The following is an 18,828-nucleotide window of genomic DNA, read 5'->3' on the forward strand; positions in this document are numbered from 1 at the left end:
GGGTTCATAATTGATAAACAACATTACTTACGCAATATTTATCTACCTATTGGTTTTCTACTATTCATCTCTCAAAGCAATTATTGGTTTTATTCGTGCTGCTCTTCTTGCTGGGATATATCCCGCCAAAAGTCCGAAAAAGATCAACACCATTGTTGCAACCATGATCACCCCTGTATCAACTTTAGGATTAAGAATAAAAAACTTCTCAAGATTATTTCCTATTAGTTTTAACACCAAAATCCCCAAGATTAATCCTAGATATCCAGCTATTGATGTTATTAAGACAGATTCTTGTAATACCATTGCTATAATTGATCTTGGTGATGCTCCTAATGCTTTTCTGATTCCTAATTCCTTGGTACGTTCTTTTACACTAAAAGTCATAATATTGCCTATCCCAATTACTCCTGAAATCAGGGTACCTATACCAATCACAAATATGATCATATAAATCCCTCCTAGAATCACCATCGTCTCTTTGATGTCTTCTGCAAAGCTTTGTACTCTAACACCGCTTTGATCTTCTGGTGCTACCTTTAATCTTTCTTTGAAATCTTCTTCTATTTTTTTTGAAAATGCAATGGCTTGCTCTGTACTCATTGCCATATTATAGGATAAGTTTATCTGACTTACATGATCATTATTACCATAGAGTAATTGCACCGTTTTATAGGACATATAAATCAAACGTTCTTCATTATCTCCTCCACTATCTTGAAAAACACCTATTATCTTATAGGGTATTCCATCTATATCCAACATTTTCCCCAGAGCATCTTCTTTCTTAAACAGATCTTTTTCTATAAGTCTTCCTATAACAATATTCTTTGTACGGTCTTTAATATCTGCCTGATTGAGATATCTACCTTTCATCATTATAGTTTTCTCAAGATATTGATGATCTGGGTTGACTGCCCTTATATTGTATGTCCCTGATTCTTTTCCATATCTAGCTGTACCTCCTCTATACACTCTAGGAGTTACAAATTCCACTTGACCAGGGTAATTATCTTTTATAAATTCTAAGTCTTCGTTTTTAAACTGAATTTTCCTGTTTTCTTGAAAACCTTTGTAAGCCTTAGATGTATTCCCACTACGAACAAATATGATATTTTGAGCATCATCAACAAAACTGCTTAAAAAACTATTAAGAAGGCCATTACCTAATCCTAATAATATAGTAAAGATCAAAATCCCTAATGCTACTGTAAATCCAGAAAGAAACGTACGTAGCTTATTTTTTCCTATTGCTTCAAATATTTCACTCCACCTATCTCTATCGAACATATTGTGAAGCTCTTATTTGTTCTACTTTTTTATCTTCTACAATAACACCATCTTTGAGATGTACAATTCTTTTGCACATATCTGCAATATCAGGTTCATGAGTGACTACCAGTATTGTTTTACCTTCATCGTTGATGGTTTGTATAATATCCATTACTTCATAAGATGTTTTACTATCCAATGCTCCTGTAGGTTCATCTGCCAATAATACTTTTGGATCAGCTGCCAGTGCTCTAGCTATAGCAACACGTTGTTTTTGCCCACCAGAGAGTTCACTTGGTAAATGCGTTGCCCATTCTGCCAAACCTACTTTACCCAAATACTCCAATGCTTTATCAATTCTTTCTTTGCGTTTTTTGCGTTGATAATACAATGGCAAAGCCACATTTTCTAAAGCTGTTTTGTAATTAATTAAATTGAAAGATTGAAAAACAAATCCTAAAAACTGATTACGATATTGTGCTGCCTTGGTTTCGTTTAATCCTTCGATAGGAACGTTATCCAAAAAATAGGTTCCGCTATCGGCTTCATCAAGCATTCCCAAAATATTCAGTAATGTAGATTTTCCTGAACCAGATGATCCCATAATTGCTACTAATTCCCCTTCTTTTACATTAAAATCTATTCCTTTTAATACATGAAGCGAATTGCTTCCCATTTGGTAAGATTTATGTAAGTCTTTTATTTCAATCATAATACCGGATTAAGATTTGCAAGGCATAAAATCACACCTTAATAAAACTAAGACTCACTAACAAGATCACTTATTATATTTGGTTCATCTTCTAATTTCCCCTTGAAGATTTTTGATAGGTTAGTGTAGTCATGTTAGATAAGACTATCAAGGTTACATTTTTGTTACACTAAATTCTGTTAGGGAAATGTTAAAAAATTAAGAGTCCTATAAAGATTTATTTTTCGAATTGGTAGATTTCTTTTTATTTCGATAAATAAAATACCCTACAACCCCTATTAACACATAAGGGATAATCATCAAATACACAATTCCATTATTAATACCTTTTGCAGCTTCTTGCCCTTCTTCGTTTTGCAAAACGGCTCTACACATTGCGCACTGTGCCTCTGCAGGAACAACACACAGTAAAAACAAAACTATGACACAAAAAACTTTTACTCGCATATGTACTATTCTTTTTGTTTTTATAACACCTCTTATACTACATGTCGTTTTTTACAAAGACATTACCTTTTTTTTCAAGCGTAGTAAGGCGATATCATAAAATACACAACCACACCTGTAATAGCTACATACAACCAAATAGGAAAGGTCACTTTTGCTATTTTTCGGTGTTTGTCAAATCTTTTAGCTAGTGCTTTTACATAAGTAATTAACACAAAAGGGATCACTGCAATCGATAATATAATATGGGTTATCAATATAAAATAATAAACATATCGTATCATCCCTTCTCCTCCAAACTTTGTAGAATCACTGGTCATATGATATGCAATATACATCAACAAGAACATCACAGAACATATGATTGCTGTTTTCATAAGTTTTTCATGCAATGCAATATTTTTATTTTTTACTGCCCATAAAGCCGCTATTAATACTAGTGCTGTTATGCCATTGATCGTTGCATAAATAGGGGGTAAAAAAGTAAGTGGTTCTACATCAAAACCCAATCTTCTTAAATTGACACCAAACAATATTGCTACCGCAAGAGGTATCACTATCGATAGTATTACAATCCACTTATTATATTTTTTCTCTACTGCTGAAAGGTTACTCATTTTCTTTTAATAATTTCTTTATATCCTCTAATAAGATTGTAATCTGCTCTTCTTCTCCATTTTCATCTTCTTTCTCATCCACTCCTATGGTCCCTCTATAATATATCAAAGGATTCCCCGAGGCGTCATATCTAGATCTTATATACCCTTGTTGATCTATCAATGCAAAGTAGCCATTATGTTCAAATCCTCCAGGCACATCAGGGTTTTCTGCTGCATAGATATTAAACCCAGTATTAGCCAACTCATAAATATCTTCTCTATCACCAGTAAGAAAATGCCAATCAGGGTCTGTTACCTTATAGTTCTCTGCATACTGTTTAAGTCTTCTTGGAGTATCGATTTTAGGATTAATCGTAAAGGAAGCTATCCCAAATTTATCATGGTCCTTTAACTTATTCTGAAGATAGACTAAGTTTTTATTCATCCTTGGGCATATTGTAGGACAACTAGTAAAGAAAAACTCAACCACATATACTTTTCCCTTATAATCATGGTTGGTTATCAACGTACTATCCTGATCCAAAAAAGCAAATTCAGGTATTTTTTTTAATGCATCATTAATCTTGATATACCCCAACTTCTCATTAGCTATAGGATTACCAGCGCTCATTCTATCATTTTTCACAATAGAAGATCCTTTTACCCTATCTACAATTTTGGGAATGAAAATTATACCAAAAATCAATATGATAAACGATATACCAACGTATGAATACTTTTTCATTGTTTTCTTTATTAGTTTAATGAAGTAGTGTTCTCAAAATTTATTTCCCTTTACGATCTGCCTTATACTTCTTTAATGCAAGGCGATATTCGGCAAGAACCACTTTTACATCATCAACCATTACATTTGATAAATCGGCTACCGAACTGGCATCATATCCATACACCATTTCTTCTCCTTCTTTAAGAGTACCATCTCTACCTCGTAATCCTTTATTTTTATCTATTATGTAGACATATTGCGTCGCTAGGTTAGCATCTAATTCGTGTGGAGCCTTAAGGCTCTTAAATAAGCTATTTACACTCTCAGGAGTTCCAAAAAGAAAATTCCAACCAGAAACATCTGCTATATTCCCTAATTCATCCAGTAACTCCTTTGCTTCTTCTTCACTACCATATGGTAAAACCATTACAAATTGGAAGTCTCTAAATTCATGGTTTTTTTTATAAATCTTCTGATTTAGATTAAATGCATTCCCTTGCTTATTATAAATATCTTTTCCTAAAAAGCCTAAAACAGTAATTTTATCATCAAAACTAACCTCTTTAGCATGTAAGCTTTCAAAACTTTTAAGATCTCCTATTGATTTGGTAAGTATAGGGAGTTTTGCAAAATTATGTACCCCAGAAGCAAAAAACAAATAAGCTACTAACGGTAATATAAATAAGATTCCTAAGACAAGAATTTTTTTCATTTGACAAACAAAAAATTTGAAATTATCTCTGAATTACACTCAACAAGAACTAGTTCAGAACAATGGTACAAAAATAAAAAAGACGGTTCAAAAAACCGTCTTTTTACAATGCTTTTAACTTATATCATATCAGCAATTAAAAGTCCCAGCTTTTATAACCAGCTCTAAAAACTTCATACACATAATCTCCTTCTGTCAATAGAATAAATATCAAATAACAGATTAAGAAAATACCTGTCCAAACAACTGACCTTCTTAAGCCTTTTGTCTCTCCATCCATGTGCATAAATGACCAAGTAATATAATATGCTTTATAAATTGTAAGAATTATAAAAATCCAGTTTAATAGTTTCATACTAATAAAAGTAGTGTCTATCAAAAATGCAGGTTTTATAATACCTAAAATAACTTCTACTATTGTAACAACAGATAACAGTATAAATACTTTCCATATTTTTCCTGTATTCGATTCGTGATGCGCTATATCGTGTGCCATTTTATATCTACTATATTTTTATTAAACAAGGTAAAAGAATGTAAATACAAATACCCATACCAAATCTACAAAGTGCCAGTATAAACCAACCTTTTCTACCATCTCGTAATTCTTTCTTTTCTCATATGTTCCTAGAATTACATTTATAAAAATGATGATATTAATAATTACTCCTGAAAATACGTGGAAACCATGAAAACCAGTAATAAAGAAAAAGAAATTGGCAAATAGTGGATTCCCATATTCGTTATGCACCATATTGGCTCCTTCTACAATTCCTATCACATCTCCATTCAACCTCTTTAAAGATTCTTCTCTTGTCAAAATAGTTTTTGCTCCCTTTTCTGTAAGTATTTGAGTTCTCAACAACAAATCCTTATTTTTAGAAAAACCAGCTTTTATTTCTTCAACGCTAAACGCAGGAAGTACTTTTTCCTTATCATACCAAACACCATTTTTATTCTCATGCTGAACTCTTTCATTATGGGTATTTACTATGGCAATATCTTTTAGCGCTACTCTATGACCATCTGTATCTACAAATTGCAATATTTGCCCACCTTTGGTCTCTAGTGCTCCATATTCACCTTTTATAAAATTCTTCCACTCCCATGCTTGTGATCCCACAAAAATAAATCCTCCTATAATCGTTAAGAACATATAAAGGATTACTTTTTTCTGCTTCATATGATGACCAGCATCTACTGCTAATACCATTGTTACAGATGAAAATATAAGAATAAAAGTCATCAATGCTACATAGTACATTGGCGCATCTACTCCATGTAAAAACGGAAAGTGATTAAAAACCTCATCAGCTATTGGCCAAGAGTTTATAAATTTAAATCTTGAAAATCCATATGCGGCAAGAAAACCCGAAAATGTAAGTGCATCCGAAAGGATAAAAAACCACATCATCATCTTACCATAACTTACCTTGAGTGGCTCATTGCCTCCTCCCCAGATTTTATCTTCAGTACCTGTTTTAGTAACAGCTGTTTCCATATAAAGAATTTGGTGTTGTTAAATTTTCCACAAAAATAATCAATTTTATCATTTCATCTGCTCAATTTTATTTTTTAATTGCTGCAAATGTTATTCTTCAAAACAATCTCTTTTATAGCATTACATCGATATAAAAAGATCATTTCACAAAATACAAGAACAAAAATAGATAAACCCACAGGAAATCAACAAAATGCCAATACATTGCACCTAGCTCTAACCCTAAAGTCTTACCTGTTTTATACTTTTGTTTAAAATGATTATAAATTACAATTAAAAGCACAATAATCCCACCTATTATATGTGCCAAATGAGTTACCACAATTACAAACATAAATGTAGAAACAATATTAGAGGTAGGCCCTGTAAAGTGATACCCTTGTCGTATGATGTCTCCAAAACCTTCGAACTGCAAAAACACAAACACAATTCCTAAAGCTAGTGTAGACAACAATAGAAGAGAAGCCAACTTACGGTTATTATTTTCTATAGCTTTTTTGACATAATGAAATGTAATACTACTTGCTATGATCACTATAATACTATATATAAAAGCATTAGGAAACACAAGATCTGTTGCCCAATCCTTTCTGCTTTTACTTACCACATAAGCACTAGTAAGTCCTGCAAAAACCATTGCCATACTAATCATAGCAAACCACATCATTGTCTTTTTTGCTCTATCAACTTTTTCTTGTATTGTCCCTTGTGTTAAATCCATATTCTAATAAATTTATCTGCTACATAAATAACCTGCAACAATGTAATATACAAGACACTCATCAACATTAATCGTTTTGCTGTCTTTGCATCTCTAATTTTATATAAATTAATGGCAGATTTTAGTAAAACAAAGCCTAGCAGCAAAATAATCACTCCCGAAACTGGTGTGATATAAAGTTTTCCTGTAACTCCAAATACAGGTATTAACGATGTTACCACTGTCCATGCCGTATAAATAATAACTTGTACCGCTGTTCCTTTATCTCTTTTTCCTGTAGGAAGCATAAAAAAGCCTCCTTTTTCATAATCATCATACAAGAACCATCCAATAGCCCAAAAATGAGGGAATTGCCAAAAAAACTGAACCATAAATAATGTCCCTGGCTCTATCCCAAAATCATTGGTTGCTGCTACCCACCCTAACATAAAAGGGATTGCTCCTGGGATTGCTCCTACAAAAACAGATAATGGTGTTTTTGTCTTTAATGGTGTGTATAAACTAACATATAAAAATATAGAGATCGCCCCAAACATTGCTGTTTTAGGGTTTATTGAATAGAGCACTGATATTCCAGCAATAGTAAAAATAGTTGCAATAGCAAATGCTGTATTTACCGTCATTCTACCAGATGGTATTGGTCTATTTCTAGTCCTATCCATCAATTTATCTAAATCTCGTTCTATAATCTGATTAAAAGCATTGGATGCTCCTACCATAAAATATCCCCCTATAGCCAGAAGAATAAGGGTACTCCAAGAAACAGTATCAACTCCTAGTAAATATCCCGCAACAGAAGAAAAAACAACACTTAAGGCCAAGCGCATTTTTGTAATTTCCTTAAAATCCTGAACTACAGATATTTTTGAAGTATTTATTTGGGTCACGCTCAAGTTTTGCACGTTTTCTAAAATAGCATTTTTTAAAAGTGGTGCAAAGATATACCTTAAAAGCATTTTAGACAACTTATAACTACTTATAATTCACCTTTTAACAACTACGCGTACTCAAGACAACATATCTACAGACTCAATCCGCAGAACATTTTGATAATCAAACTAGTATAGAAAGTAATTTTTTTATTTAATCCACGACAAAAAGATACAAGAAGAACTTAAACATGTTTTCATATGAAAAATTTACTGTTTCTTGGGGTAATATTTTTATCCCTTACCTCTATAGCACAAAAACAAAGTCAAACCATCATTATTGATTCAATATCCAAAAACATTTATATGCTTACTGGACAAGGTGGTAACATTGCCATCTTCAAAAACGAAAAAGGCTTATTTATCATAGATGATCAATTTGCAAGATTATCCAACCAGATCCTTTCTAGTTTAAAAACGATAAGCGACCAACCTGTTACCACAGTAATTAACACTCATTTTCATGGTGACCATACTGGAGGTAATGAGAATATGGCCAATAATGGCGCTACAATTTTTGCTCAAAAAAACGTGAGATCAAGAATGAAAAAGCAACAACAGCAAAAAGGAAACATTATTCCTTCTTCATTACCTGTAATCACTTTTGATGAAGGCTTGCAACTATATTTTAAAAACGAAAACATTAATGCTTTCCACGTGCATCATGCACATACAGATGGAGATGCCCTTATCTATTTTGCAAACGGAAATGTATTACACATGGGAGACACATATTTTAATGGCCGTTACCCATATATAGACATAAAATCTGGCGGAAGCATCAAAGGATACATAAAAGCAATAGAAAAAGCTTTACTCATTGCCAATGAAGACACCAAAATTATTCCTGGACACGGTAAGCTATCAACCAAAAAGGAGCTTAGAACATTTCTACAAATGCTAAAAGAAATCACTAATTCTATTCAAAAAGAAATAGAACTTGGCAATACTAAAGAGGCGATAATAAAAAACACTTCTCTCACTAGCAACTATGACACAAAAGGATATGGTGATGGCTTTATCAGTTCTGAACAGATACTAAAAACTATTTACACTAGCTTAACCAAAAAAGAAGAATAGTTAAGACTTTATCTCAAAAGTAGTTCGGCATACACTTTACTTTTTTCTAAAGCAAAAAACTTATGACCGCACTTAAATGCCCCAAAGAAGAACTGGTATCACAAAAAAACCTGCTGATTCACACAGCAGGTTTTATAATTTTAATTTTGTACTTTAAAAACAATTGGCAGCTGATACCTAACTGTTACCGCCCTATCTCTCTGCATACCTGGAGTCATTTTAGGAAATTTTGCAACCACTCTTTTAGCTTCTTTCTCTAGTGAAGGGTGCGGAGCTCTAGCCATAATATTTTTTATTGTTCCGTCTTTATACACCTCAAATTGGACATAAATACGTTGCAACCCTTTTAAACCTAAATCTTCACCTAAGTCTGTATTGAATTTTTTGGAAACCATCCTTTTAATCTTATCAGAAAAACAAGAAGCTCTTTCTGAGTTTGTTTTTAGTTCTTCACAACCTGGAAAAACTGGAACATACTCTACAGCTACAAATGGCAACACTTCTGGTTCATCAATACCATCTGGCTCTACATCTACAATAGAACTGGGATCTATTGGATCTGAACTTACAGGATCATTTACAAACTCTTTCCTTACCTCACTTATCTTCTTATGATCATCTATTACCGTAAACTTCTCTGGGTCTGCTACTGGCTTTGATCGCCTCTCAACAACCTCTGCTGACTTAGGAGCCTCATAAACCTTATAAACCCCACTCCAATCAGCAATAGGTTCATCAATAATAAGATTTTGTTCATTACTTACTACAATTGGCGTAGCAGTATACACTTCAAACATTACATAGGTAAATAATAGACTTGCTATAAGTCCGATCTGAAAGTTTACCAATGCACTTTTTCGTACATTAGCATCATGCTTGTTACTCATACTATTTAGTTTTAACGTTACAATTAAAATCTAAATCAACAAGCATACCAAAAAAAAGAATCCCGTCTACATAATTGTGACGGGATTCTCATATATAAGAAATATTTTTTATCTAGTCCTGCACTTGGAAAACTATAGGTAAAGAGTACAATACTCCTACTGCTTTTCCTCTTTGCTTCCCTGGAGTCATTTTAGGTAATAACTTTACCACTCTCTGTGCTTCTTTTTGTAATCTTGGGTGTGGAGCACGTGCTTTAACACCAACAATATTACCACTTCTATCTATCTTAAACTGCACATAAATTCTATTTACACCAGAAAGACCAAGCTCACTACCAATATCTGTATTAAATTTACGGTTAACAAACTTCTTAACCTTATCACTCATACATTTTTTCTTGGCATTATTATTTCCTGCGCCTTCACAACCAGGAAATACTGGTACATTTTCAATAACTGCAAACGGAACATCTGCGATCACTTCTTCTTCTTCAGTATCTTCTATCTCTTCAACTTCAACAATTTCTTCTTTCAGATCTGTTTCGGTATCATCAATAATCGTTTCTTCTACTTCTGCTTCATCCTCAACTACATCTATAACCTCTGGAGCAGGTGGCGGTGGCGGTGGAGGTGGTGGCGTATTCAGAGTCTGAGTAATTGGCACGTCTTCTTCTTCCAATTCATCAAGATTAACCTGACCAATATCTATGGCTGTTCTCTCATAGGTTTTCCACTCTATTCCTTGCCATGTTATAAAAAGTACTAAAATAAGTCCTAATTGAAGGAATAAGATACTTTTTTTAGTTAAATCTGCTTTTGGATTTTTCTTTGGTTCCATATTTATAATCGTTATAGGATTGCTAAAATAGCTAAATTCTTTTGTAATTTCCAACTAAAGACAAAAATGTAAATCAAAAAAATATTTTTTTAACTTTTATCTTCGTTTTTTTTTGATCAAAAAAAGTTTTATCTAATTGATCTTCTGCTTATTTCGTTTATATTTTCTTATTGTAGCTCTAAACATCACAATAACAAGAGCAACAAAAACCGTTCCACTTGTGTTTGCAACTACATCATACCACTCAGGGCTACGATAAGTTGTAAGAAAAGCTTGCAACAATTCCATCAGCATACCATACAATACACAGATTACTGAAGCTATCAACAAACTTTGTTTTAAATTTTTATTTACTTTTTCTGAAAAAAACAAAAATAAAAACCATGCTCCACAAAAAACAGCATAAGCAATAAAATGTCCAATCTTATCACTTCCTTCAACTTTAAAATCAACTGGGGTTACTAGCTTTGCCAGTGACACCCAGGTTAATAATATTGTAAGGATAATAAGTTGGCACAAAAGAAATTTATGCCCCAATAACTTCTGTATAATCATCGGCAGATAGTAATAGATCAGCTACTTTAGAAACATCAGATATTTTTACTTTTACCATCCATCCAGCTCCATAAGGATCACTATTCACCAATTCAGGCTCACTTTCTAAAGCTTCATTAAACTCTATAATTTCTCCTTTTAATGGTAAAAACAAATCAGATACAGTTTTTACAGCTTCTACTGTTCCAAAAACTTCTTGTTCTTCTAGTTCTTCACCAACTGTTTCTACTTCTACATACACGATATCACCTAATTCGCCTTGTGCAAAATCAGTAATTCCAATTGTAGCTACATCACCGTCAATTTTGATCCATTCATGATCTTTCGTATACTTTAAATCTGCAGGAATATTCATTCGAAAAATTTTATGAGTTGTTAATATTATGAGGACGAAAATAAATCTATTTTATTAAATTACAGAAAAACATGATAAAAAATTATCAAAAAACAATTATCTAGCTTTTCTTCTAAAAAAATAAACCTCCTTGAATTTAAAATTTATTGTTTTTTAGATAGAAATTCCGATCAAAACATCATCACAAAGTAGCATTATTTATATGTGATCTAAACCAACATCAAACACTATAATAATACAACAACCATAAAGAGTATTCTTTTTTTGAATCTAAAGAAACTTAAGGTAATTAGTTACCAAAATTATATCTCAATGTAAATCCTCCTCTTATAGTTGTCTGTGGGAACGCTGTAGAAATAGAATACTCAGAAAAAGTATGATCATAAAAGAACAATGCTGTCAAGTTCTTACTTAATGAATAATCTGCGGTAAACTTTATCCCATAGATATCTTGCCCTGCTGTTATTTGGGTGTTCTCCAAGTCAAGATACCTGATTAACGTTTCATTCTGTCGTAGAGATAAATCTGCTCTAAAATTTAGATCACTTTTCAGTACTTTCTTCCTTCCTCCAATCTTAGTTGCAAAAGTAAGGTCCTTTAACCTATAACCAAGTCCTATTATATATTCATTACCTTGTATTTCGGTAAGTAAATTATTATCAAAACTCAATGATAACGCTCGATCTTTTTTCCATTCAGCTAGAATTTTTATTGAGTTTTTCATTTCCATATCCAAACGTACAAGAGGACTAAACTGCTCTGTTAAGTTTACATTAGCAAATAACAAAGGATTCTTAAAGTTACCTCCTTCATCAAACTCACTGTTTTTACCATATTCTAGATTGGTCTGAAACTGATTGATTGTATAATTAGCACGATATCCATGAGCTACAGAGAATCTTTTGAAACGTTTTTTAAACCATTTCACTCTCATCAACCCTGTATATTTTATATCCCAATTTGGCAAAGGAATATCTCTGAATGCTCCTTTTTGAACCTTTTCTGCATCCCCTCCAGAATATGCTGCTAAAAAGGCTGGTAATAGTACTGCCTGATTTGTTTTACCATATCCTATAGGAAAACCATCTTGATCTGTGTCATTAGGGTTTTTATTATTATCAATTGCCAAACGCCTTGCTACAGTAAGCCTGTTCTCTCTAAACTTATCAAAAGCTTCTGACGAGAACATATCGCTTTTCTTAAACGCTGTTTTTATAAGTAATGTTGATATAGTAAAATTACCAAAGGTATTTCCTGTAAGAGATTCATATGGATCGTCTACATTTATATTCCCTTGACCATCTGTATTTACATTATAATTTTCTGTATATGTCTCAGATGAATTTCTTGTTGCACTAATATCTATTTTAAGATCTTTGAGTAATCCTACGGTAGCCTGTACATTAAGTTGTTTCCCTATAACTTCTTGATATTGTTGATTAAACTCATCATACAAAGTAAGCCATCCGTTACGTGCAGCAAGATGCCTAATATCTGACTGACTCCCAAAGGTAAATCCTAAAGTAGGTTTTAATGTACCTACAAAACCAGGTTCCCTAAGATATCCTGGTAGAAAAATCCCGTTATCTTGTTGATAATTTACATTTACCTTTTTTACCGCTGTAACCAGCCCAATAAGTGTATTATATGCTTTATCGCCTGCACTTAATTTACTTTTACCTCTTTTCTTTTTACTCTTAGCGTTATTTTTGGGTTGTACTCCTGCTACTCCTTTGGTCTCTTTTAATCCTTTGTTTTTACCCTTCTTTCTACCTGGTTTTATTTTGGTCAACCCTGCATATTTATACAGTGTATTCATATCCAACGATCCATTGAGTGTATGAACACTCGCATTCTGAACAGAGTTTCCTAAATCAGGAATCCCTTCTAAGGTTTTCAAAGCTTCACTACCTTTTATCCATTGAAAATCTGCATTGTATGAATAAGTAGCTCTCATAAATTTTAATACAGGCACTTTCTTAAAAGGCACTTCATAATTAACCTGTAATTGCTGACTATGCGTATTAGGGTCTCCTATATCAAAGAAACCACTCCATATGTCTATTGTATTATCTACATTATTATTTTCATCAATAAAGTTTTTGACAATACGATTATTAGCAGATGTAAAAGCAAAGTTCAATGACTTGGTCAAATTATAATTTATACCATATTGCCAATCATACAGAAAATTACGTTGATACAATACTGGTAAGATACTTCCTTCATCTAATGTAATATCTCTAAATACTTGCTCATTATATCGTCTATTAATATTAGAATTTACAGAAACACTTGTAGGGAGAAGGTTTACGTTGAAATCTTTAATCAAATCAAAATACTTACTTTTTCCTAAGAATTTCACCTTCTTAAATGGTTCAATCTCTTTAGGCTGAAAACTAAAATCATATGTCCCTCCCAGTCTTACTGTTTGATCTAATGATTTTTCTATTTCAAAATCACGGTGGTCTGTTTGATTATAGGTTCCAGAAAATGTAAAATTCTCTACATCATAAGGCATCGGTTTTTTATCTCCTGTTCGTTCCTTACGCAAGCCTATCACATTAAAACTTTGTCTTTTTGTATAATCGGTTGATTGTTTTTCTACTCGTTCTTTTTCACTAGGGTCCGTTATATTATCCAAGCGATCCTGAAGTTCTAAATCTTGAAATTCAGGGTCAAATTGTGGGGTAATCAATTCCTCTCCTCTACTGTAATTAAATGGTACTTGAACCCCCCATTTTTTAGGTAATAATTGTCCTAAATTTACATTGGTAGTCAAATCATATTGCTTAATATCCTCTCTACTACGTTCATTTGGTCCTTGTTCTATACCTCCAAATCCAATAGTACTGATCCTTCCTGACGCACTAACGTTTGCAAAATCTGCAACATTAGCATCCAAACTACCTACAGCAGCCCATCCCCCTCTATTTTTTAAATCACTAAGACGCATCTCATTAAACCAAACTGTTCCAGATTGATTTGTAGTACTCTCATTTTTGACACCTATCATCATCACTCGTATGTCTCCAAAATTAGGATTACCCTTGATTGCTAATCTTACGCTTCCAGGAGTCAGATTTGCAGATGGATTAGCATCAGGGTTTTCTCCATTAGCATCAAAAAACACCAGAGTATTAGCATCAAAATTTGAAGACCCTAAAACTGCAGATTTAATTTTTTGTAATAAACTCAAATCCAAATTAAGTTTATTTGCAACTGGCCAAACATGATCCCTATTACTATTATTGAGGTCAGAGACTTGTAATGGTATTTCTACTTGATAAAAATTATTTGTAAAATCATTACCCATTCTTACAAAAGCGGTAAGGTCTCCATCATTCAGCGTTCCATTTGGTATTGGCTCGGCATGCAAAAACAATTCTAGATTTTCATATTGACGCATATCAACATTAAAATTCTTATATACTCCACGAGAATCTTCTGATTGAAGATCATTTACAGTAAGGGCAAGAGAACGTTCATCTTCTCTAATAATATTGTTATTATTATTTAATTGTTCTCTCACAACTCCTGGTGGAGTATTATAATTTGGAGTTTCTTCTTCACTTACAGAAGTTACTACCACCTCGCTATCACCAAATACATTGATACCACTAGTTGGGTCATTGGTTTGATTACCTTCTACAACATACCTTCTGTAATCTCCTCGCACCAAATCCATATTTGCAAATCGCAATAAAACAGGTTGAGAAAAATCAGTAAGATACATTCTCATAAATCGTATAGATCTAAAGTCACTAATGTTTATTGACTTGTCTGGGTCGTAGATAGGTATTTTAAATCGCACCCATTTGGTTCTTATTTCTTGTCCAGAAACTTCTATTGGTATATCTCTAACATCAGAGATATAACCTGTTCCTCCGTCATTACCAACACCCATCCCTTTAAAAACAGGAATCTCATACTCAAAATAACTATTAATAGTATTCATTGTATTATCCCTATTTACATCTTCTGCTGTAGGAAATGTAGTATTTCCTCTATCTGTATTAGACACACTAGTAGGTGAATTTCCTTCTGTACCATTATAATCAGCATACCTTTGCAAAACGTCACCATCTGCCTGAAGAAAGTATCTATAATTATCTCCCGAAGGATCATCCAACGACTGGAAATCTGGAAACTTTTGTTTTTCATCTGCATCCCCTAGACCATCAAAACCTGCATCTTGTTGAACTCTTGCTTGCCCCTCTGAATCAAAAGCATAGATCAAAGATTGATTTGCTGGCACTGTTGCATACTCTGTCTCTACGACATTTTCATTTTGCCCTGTTCCGTCTGGTAATCCATTCTCGTATTGTTTTCTACCATCTCTCAATACATCTTCACTTATATTACCAAGGTTCATAACAATAGTTCCGCCTGGATTGTCTATATCATCATATTCAAAAGGATCCATCAACCAGAATTCTACAAATTCAACATTGGACTGCTCAAAATTTGTAGATGTCAATTGCCTTGTTATTCCTGCAAAATTATTTTTGGGATCAGGTTGCGAACCAGGGTTAGCTCCAGGAGCATGTGCTGGATTAAAGTTATAAGGCCCTCTTGTTGTAGGATCATAATTTAAATCTAATGTAAACAACGCTAGTGATTGGCCTTGTACAATATCTGTATCAGGAAAAACCTCACTAATAAATACTCTTCTGGTAGCATTAGATGCTAAATCCTGTTCCGTAACCCCGCTTGGTCGTCCGTTACTATAAAAAACAGGATCTATAGAATACCAGGCTAGTTTTGCTCGCCTATACCCTGACTTCAATCCTTCGACCATATTGTCACTCGTAGGGTTATCAGGGTCTCCAAACCCTATAGGAATACTAGAAAGCTCCCAAGAAAGAGGTGAACTCACATCTATTCTTGTTTGCGCTCCTTCAAAATCATCTATATAAGTAGTTACTTTTCCATCAAAATCTGCTCCTTTAGGCGCTCCTGCAATAAGATATGCTCCTTCTGCTCTAATAGATACATTAGACGGCACATCTGTATCTATATTAGGTAATTTATTAGCCATTCTGGTCAAGAGAGGAACTTCAGTCGCATAGGCTACATTAAATCCAAGTATCGTATTATTAATTGGCTCAAAACTGTAGTTAGACTTTTGAGTTATTGGTCTTTCATTAAGATTCAAAAAGGTACCACCCACTATAAAATCATCACTAAACTTATGCTCAATATTAACTCCTGTAAATCTTTTGGTTTGTTGACCAAACACAGCATTATTCTCTGTAGAGACTTGTATAGGTGTATTTGATGATAATAACGCATCATCTAGAATACTCACTCTCCCCAATTGATAGTTTACTGTATAATCAACTCCTTCTTGCAGTACTCTACCTCCTGCGGTAACGGTTACTGATCCTTGAGGCACATTGAATGCTCCCAAAGGAATTCCATCTTGTCCTGATGATTTATAACGCCCTTTTAACTGGAACTTATTTTTATCTGCTGATCTTTGCTCTGCTACAACTTTGGTTTGATTATACAGGTCTTGAAATACATATTTTGCCTGATTGGCATTATAAGTACTTGGATCAGTATAATTCGCCCCTGCTGGCCCATTATCTAGTTTATCAAAAAGGTGTTCTCCAAAAGGCTCTACTGTGGTAAATATAATTCTTCCGTTTTGTGAGTCTACTGTAATGGGAGGGGTATGGACATAATCAAAAAACCCATCTCCTCCTTGTACGGGATCTCCATTAGGGTTAAGACGATCAAGATTAAATACCTTTAATAAGGTTGTTTGTTCTACATCTGCTGGCAATGGTACCGAAGAGCCTTCTGCTGTAGTAATATAATTTACAGGTGAAGGGTCTACATATAGTATATTTAATCTAAAATCACTTTGTTCTAATCTAAATGCACCTGTACTATAGATGTTTTTCATCATCAAGTCCCAAATTGGCAAATCCACATTAGTAATAGGACTTTTAATCATTTTTACAATCAAACTCTGACTTGCTCCTACATCTACATTTGTATTTCCTGTCGTATCTCCTATAGTAGCATCAACTCCTCCATTTGCAAATTCACCTACTTGAAAAACTTCTCCTCCTACGGTATACTGAAATGCTACCCCCAGAACTTCATCATTATTCAATCGTTGGTTTAGTGATATATATCCTAATTCTTGGTTAATCGTATATTCACTCTCATTTAATTTTCTTGCATTTTCTAAGATTGCATAATCAAACCCCTCATTAAACCCTGCTATAGGACCAATAAAACCTTGCTGCACAGTAGACACTTGTCTTATTGCTTCTGTGATCGGACCTCCAGGTCCAATTTCTGTTGGATCTAGGTCATTATTTGCATTTTTAGGAAATGCTTTCGAGTCTGTTGTATTAAACAAAGAGGCTGGAATTGTAAAATTACCAGCACTAGGAGCTTCTCCTATATCTTGAAGCGCCACAATATTACGTGCATTTGTAAGCGTTTGAGCACTTGTTGCTCTATTGGTTACCCACACTTCTATTCTTGTAATCTGAATTCCTCTATTATTAATAAAAGGATAGTTTTTTAATGAAGCATTATACGTATCTCTAAAATAATGTGATAAAAAGAAGTGCCTATTCTCATCATAATTTGATGCAAAGAGTTCAAAATCTTCTACTGTACCGCCTCCTTCTACATTAACTGATCTTGTTTCTGATCGCTGTTCTGAGTATACTCCTGTTACTGTTGTCTTACCAAACTGTAATCCCATCTTTACTCCAAACAAGCTTTGTGCTCCTTGTATCAAGGAACTATTAAGAGGCATACTCACATTACCTACTTCTATACTTTGAATGATATCGTCTTCTGTTGGGGTGTATTCTAACTTTAATTGATCTTGAAAATCAAAAGTGGCTTCTGTATCGTAATTTGCTGTCACCTTAAGCCTTGTTCCAATTTTTCCTAATAAGCTTAAACTTATTCTCTGATCAAAATCGAATGTAAAATTACTTCGGTTTCTTGGTGAAAAAGCGGGGTTGTCTTGCTTGGTATATAATAATCCCAGATCCATTTCTACAGAACCTTGTGGTATAATCTCTATTTCACTTCCTCCAAAAATAGATTCAAAAAAGTTAGAATTGACATAAAAAATAGGAAGTAAATTCTTCCTTTTTTCTTCACTTCCATCTTTTTTACCACTAAAAGCTTCCATCTTTTCTTTAAAATAAGCTCTTTGCTGTTCTTCTTCTACCATCGCTACATATTCTGATGGTGTTAAAAAGAGTGGATATCTTACATTAAAATCACCTAGCATCTCTCTATAAATATACCTATTTGTTATTGGGTCATATTCATATTTGGTTACAATACTATTTGGGTCTGGCAATGAGAGTTGCCCCCAAGAAAAGGTGGTACTTGTAGAATCTCGAACAGTTTCATTCTCTTGACCGTGTAAAACCCCACCGTAAAGTATCGTGAAACATACTAATATTCTAAAAAAATCAAAACGAAAGTGATTAGACAAACTCAAT

16 protein-coding genes are annotated in these 18,828 nt (G+C 33.5%); 1 reads left to right on the plus strand and 15 read right to left on the minus strand.

Translation table 11 applies throughout. The features are described 5' to 3' along the window. Positions 1–60: 60 nt before the first annotated feature. The 10 genes from DG508_RS01665 to cyoE all read right to left on the minus strand — a co-directional run bounded on the left by DG508_RS01665 (position 61) and on the right by cyoE (position 7,584). Positions 61–1,290 (minus strand): ABC transporter permease, encoded by a 1,230-nt coding sequence (locus DG508_RS01665; RefSeq protein WP_108866483.1) that lies wholly within the window; start codon positions 1,288–1,290, stop codon positions 61–63. Then, positions 1,280–1,984: an ABC transporter ATP-binding protein gene (locus DG508_RS01670; RefSeq protein WP_108866484.1), complete on the minus strand. Its 705-nt coding sequence runs from the start codon at positions 1,982–1,984 to the stop codon at positions 1,280–1,282. Before DG508_RS01670 ends, DG508_RS01665 begins: the two co-directional genes overlap by 11 nt. A 207-nt stretch (positions 1,985–2,191) precedes the next feature. Further along, complete coding sequence (locus DG508_RS01675) at positions 2,192–2,431, minus strand: hypothetical protein (RefSeq protein WP_108866485.1); 240 nt, start codon at positions 2,429–2,431, stop codon at positions 2,192–2,194. 74 nt (positions 2,432–2,505) lie between these two features. After that, complete coding sequence (locus DG508_RS01680) at positions 2,506–3,048, minus strand: DUF420 domain-containing protein (protein WP_108866486.1); 543 nt, start codon at positions 3,046–3,048, stop codon at positions 2,506–2,508. Beyond that, entirely contained in the window at positions 3,041–3,775 is a 735-nt protein-coding gene (locus DG508_RS01685; RefSeq protein ID WP_108866487.1) for an SCO family protein, read from the minus strand. Before DG508_RS01685 ends, DG508_RS01680 begins: the two co-directional genes overlap by 8 nt. A 40-nt stretch (positions 3,776–3,815) precedes the next feature. Continuing rightward, a complete protein-coding gene (locus DG508_RS01690) occupies positions 3,816–4,469 on the minus strand; it encodes a hypothetical protein (RefSeq protein ID WP_108866488.1) in 654 nt (217 codons plus the stop codon). A 136-nt stretch (positions 4,470–4,605) separates the two neighbouring features. Continuing rightward, positions 4,606–4,965, minus strand: coding sequence for a cytochrome C oxidase subunit IV family protein (locus tag DG508_RS01695; RefSeq protein WP_108866489.1), 360 nt, complete (start codon positions 4,963–4,965; stop codon positions 4,606–4,608). 21 nt (positions 4,966–4,986) lie between these two features. Continuing rightward, a complete protein-coding gene (locus DG508_RS01700) occupies positions 4,987–5,970 on the minus strand; it encodes a cytochrome c oxidase subunit 3 (RefSeq protein WP_108866490.1) in 984 nt (327 codons plus the stop codon). Positions 5,971–6,109: 139 nt separating this feature from the next. After that, positions 6,110–6,691, minus strand: coding sequence for a cytochrome c oxidase subunit 3 (locus DG508_RS01705; RefSeq protein WP_108866491.1), 582 nt, complete (start codon positions 6,689–6,691; stop codon positions 6,110–6,112). Beyond that, on the minus strand, positions 6,682–7,584 hold the full coding sequence (gene cyoE, locus DG508_RS01710; RefSeq protein WP_199912743.1) for a heme o synthase: 903 nt from the start codon (positions 7,582–7,584) through the stop codon (positions 6,682–6,684). The genes DG508_RS01705 and cyoE overlap by 10 nt, the downstream gene beginning before the upstream one ends. Before the next feature lie 237 nt (positions 7,585–7,821). Between cyoE and DG508_RS01715 the strand changes: the two genes are divergently transcribed. After that, a complete protein-coding gene (locus DG508_RS01715; protein WP_108866493.1) occupies positions 7,822–8,700 on the plus strand; it encodes an MBL fold metallo-hydrolase in 879 nt (292 codons plus the stop codon). Positions 8,701–8,840: 140 nt separating this feature from the next. On the opposite strand, the gene DG508_RS01720 is transcribed toward DG508_RS01715, so the two are convergent. The 5 genes from DG508_RS01720 to sov form a co-directional block, all read right to left on the minus strand. Next, a complete protein-coding gene (locus tag DG508_RS01720; protein ID WP_108866494.1) occupies positions 8,841–9,587 on the minus strand; it encodes an energy transducer TonB in 747 nt (248 codons plus the stop codon). 112 nt (positions 9,588–9,699) lie between these two features. Next, positions 9,700–10,425 carry an energy transducer TonB gene (locus DG508_RS01725; RefSeq protein WP_108866592.1) on the minus strand — a complete coding sequence of 242 codons (726 nt, stop codon included), beginning with the start codon at positions 10,423–10,425 and terminating at the stop codon, positions 9,700–9,702. Between the two features lie 132 nt (positions 10,426–10,557). Then, positions 10,558–10,980 carry a VanZ family protein gene (locus tag DG508_RS01730; RefSeq protein ID WP_108866495.1) on the minus strand — a complete coding sequence of 141 codons (423 nt, stop codon included), beginning with the start codon at positions 10,978–10,980 and terminating at the stop codon, positions 10,558–10,560. Next, positions 10,952–11,335 carry a glycine cleavage system protein GcvH gene (gene gcvH, locus DG508_RS01735; RefSeq protein WP_108866496.1) on the minus strand — a complete coding sequence of 128 codons (384 nt, stop codon included), beginning with the start codon at positions 11,333–11,335 and terminating at the stop codon, positions 10,952–10,954. The genes DG508_RS01730 and gcvH overlap by 29 nt, the downstream gene beginning before the upstream one ends. Positions 11,336–11,624: 289 nt before the next feature. Continuing rightward, positions 11,625–18,827 (minus strand): T9SS outer membrane translocon Sov/SprA, encoded by a 7,203-nt coding sequence (gene sov / locus DG508_RS01740; RefSeq protein ID WP_464115333.1) that lies wholly within the window; start codon positions 18,825–18,827, stop codon positions 11,625–11,627. Position 18,828 lies beyond the last annotated feature (1 nt).

Origin of the sequence: Aquimarina aquimarini, assembly GCF_900299535.1 — a bacterium.
GTDB lineage: Bacteria > Bacteroidota > Bacteroidia > Flavobacteriales > Flavobacteriaceae > Aquimarina > Aquimarina aquimarini.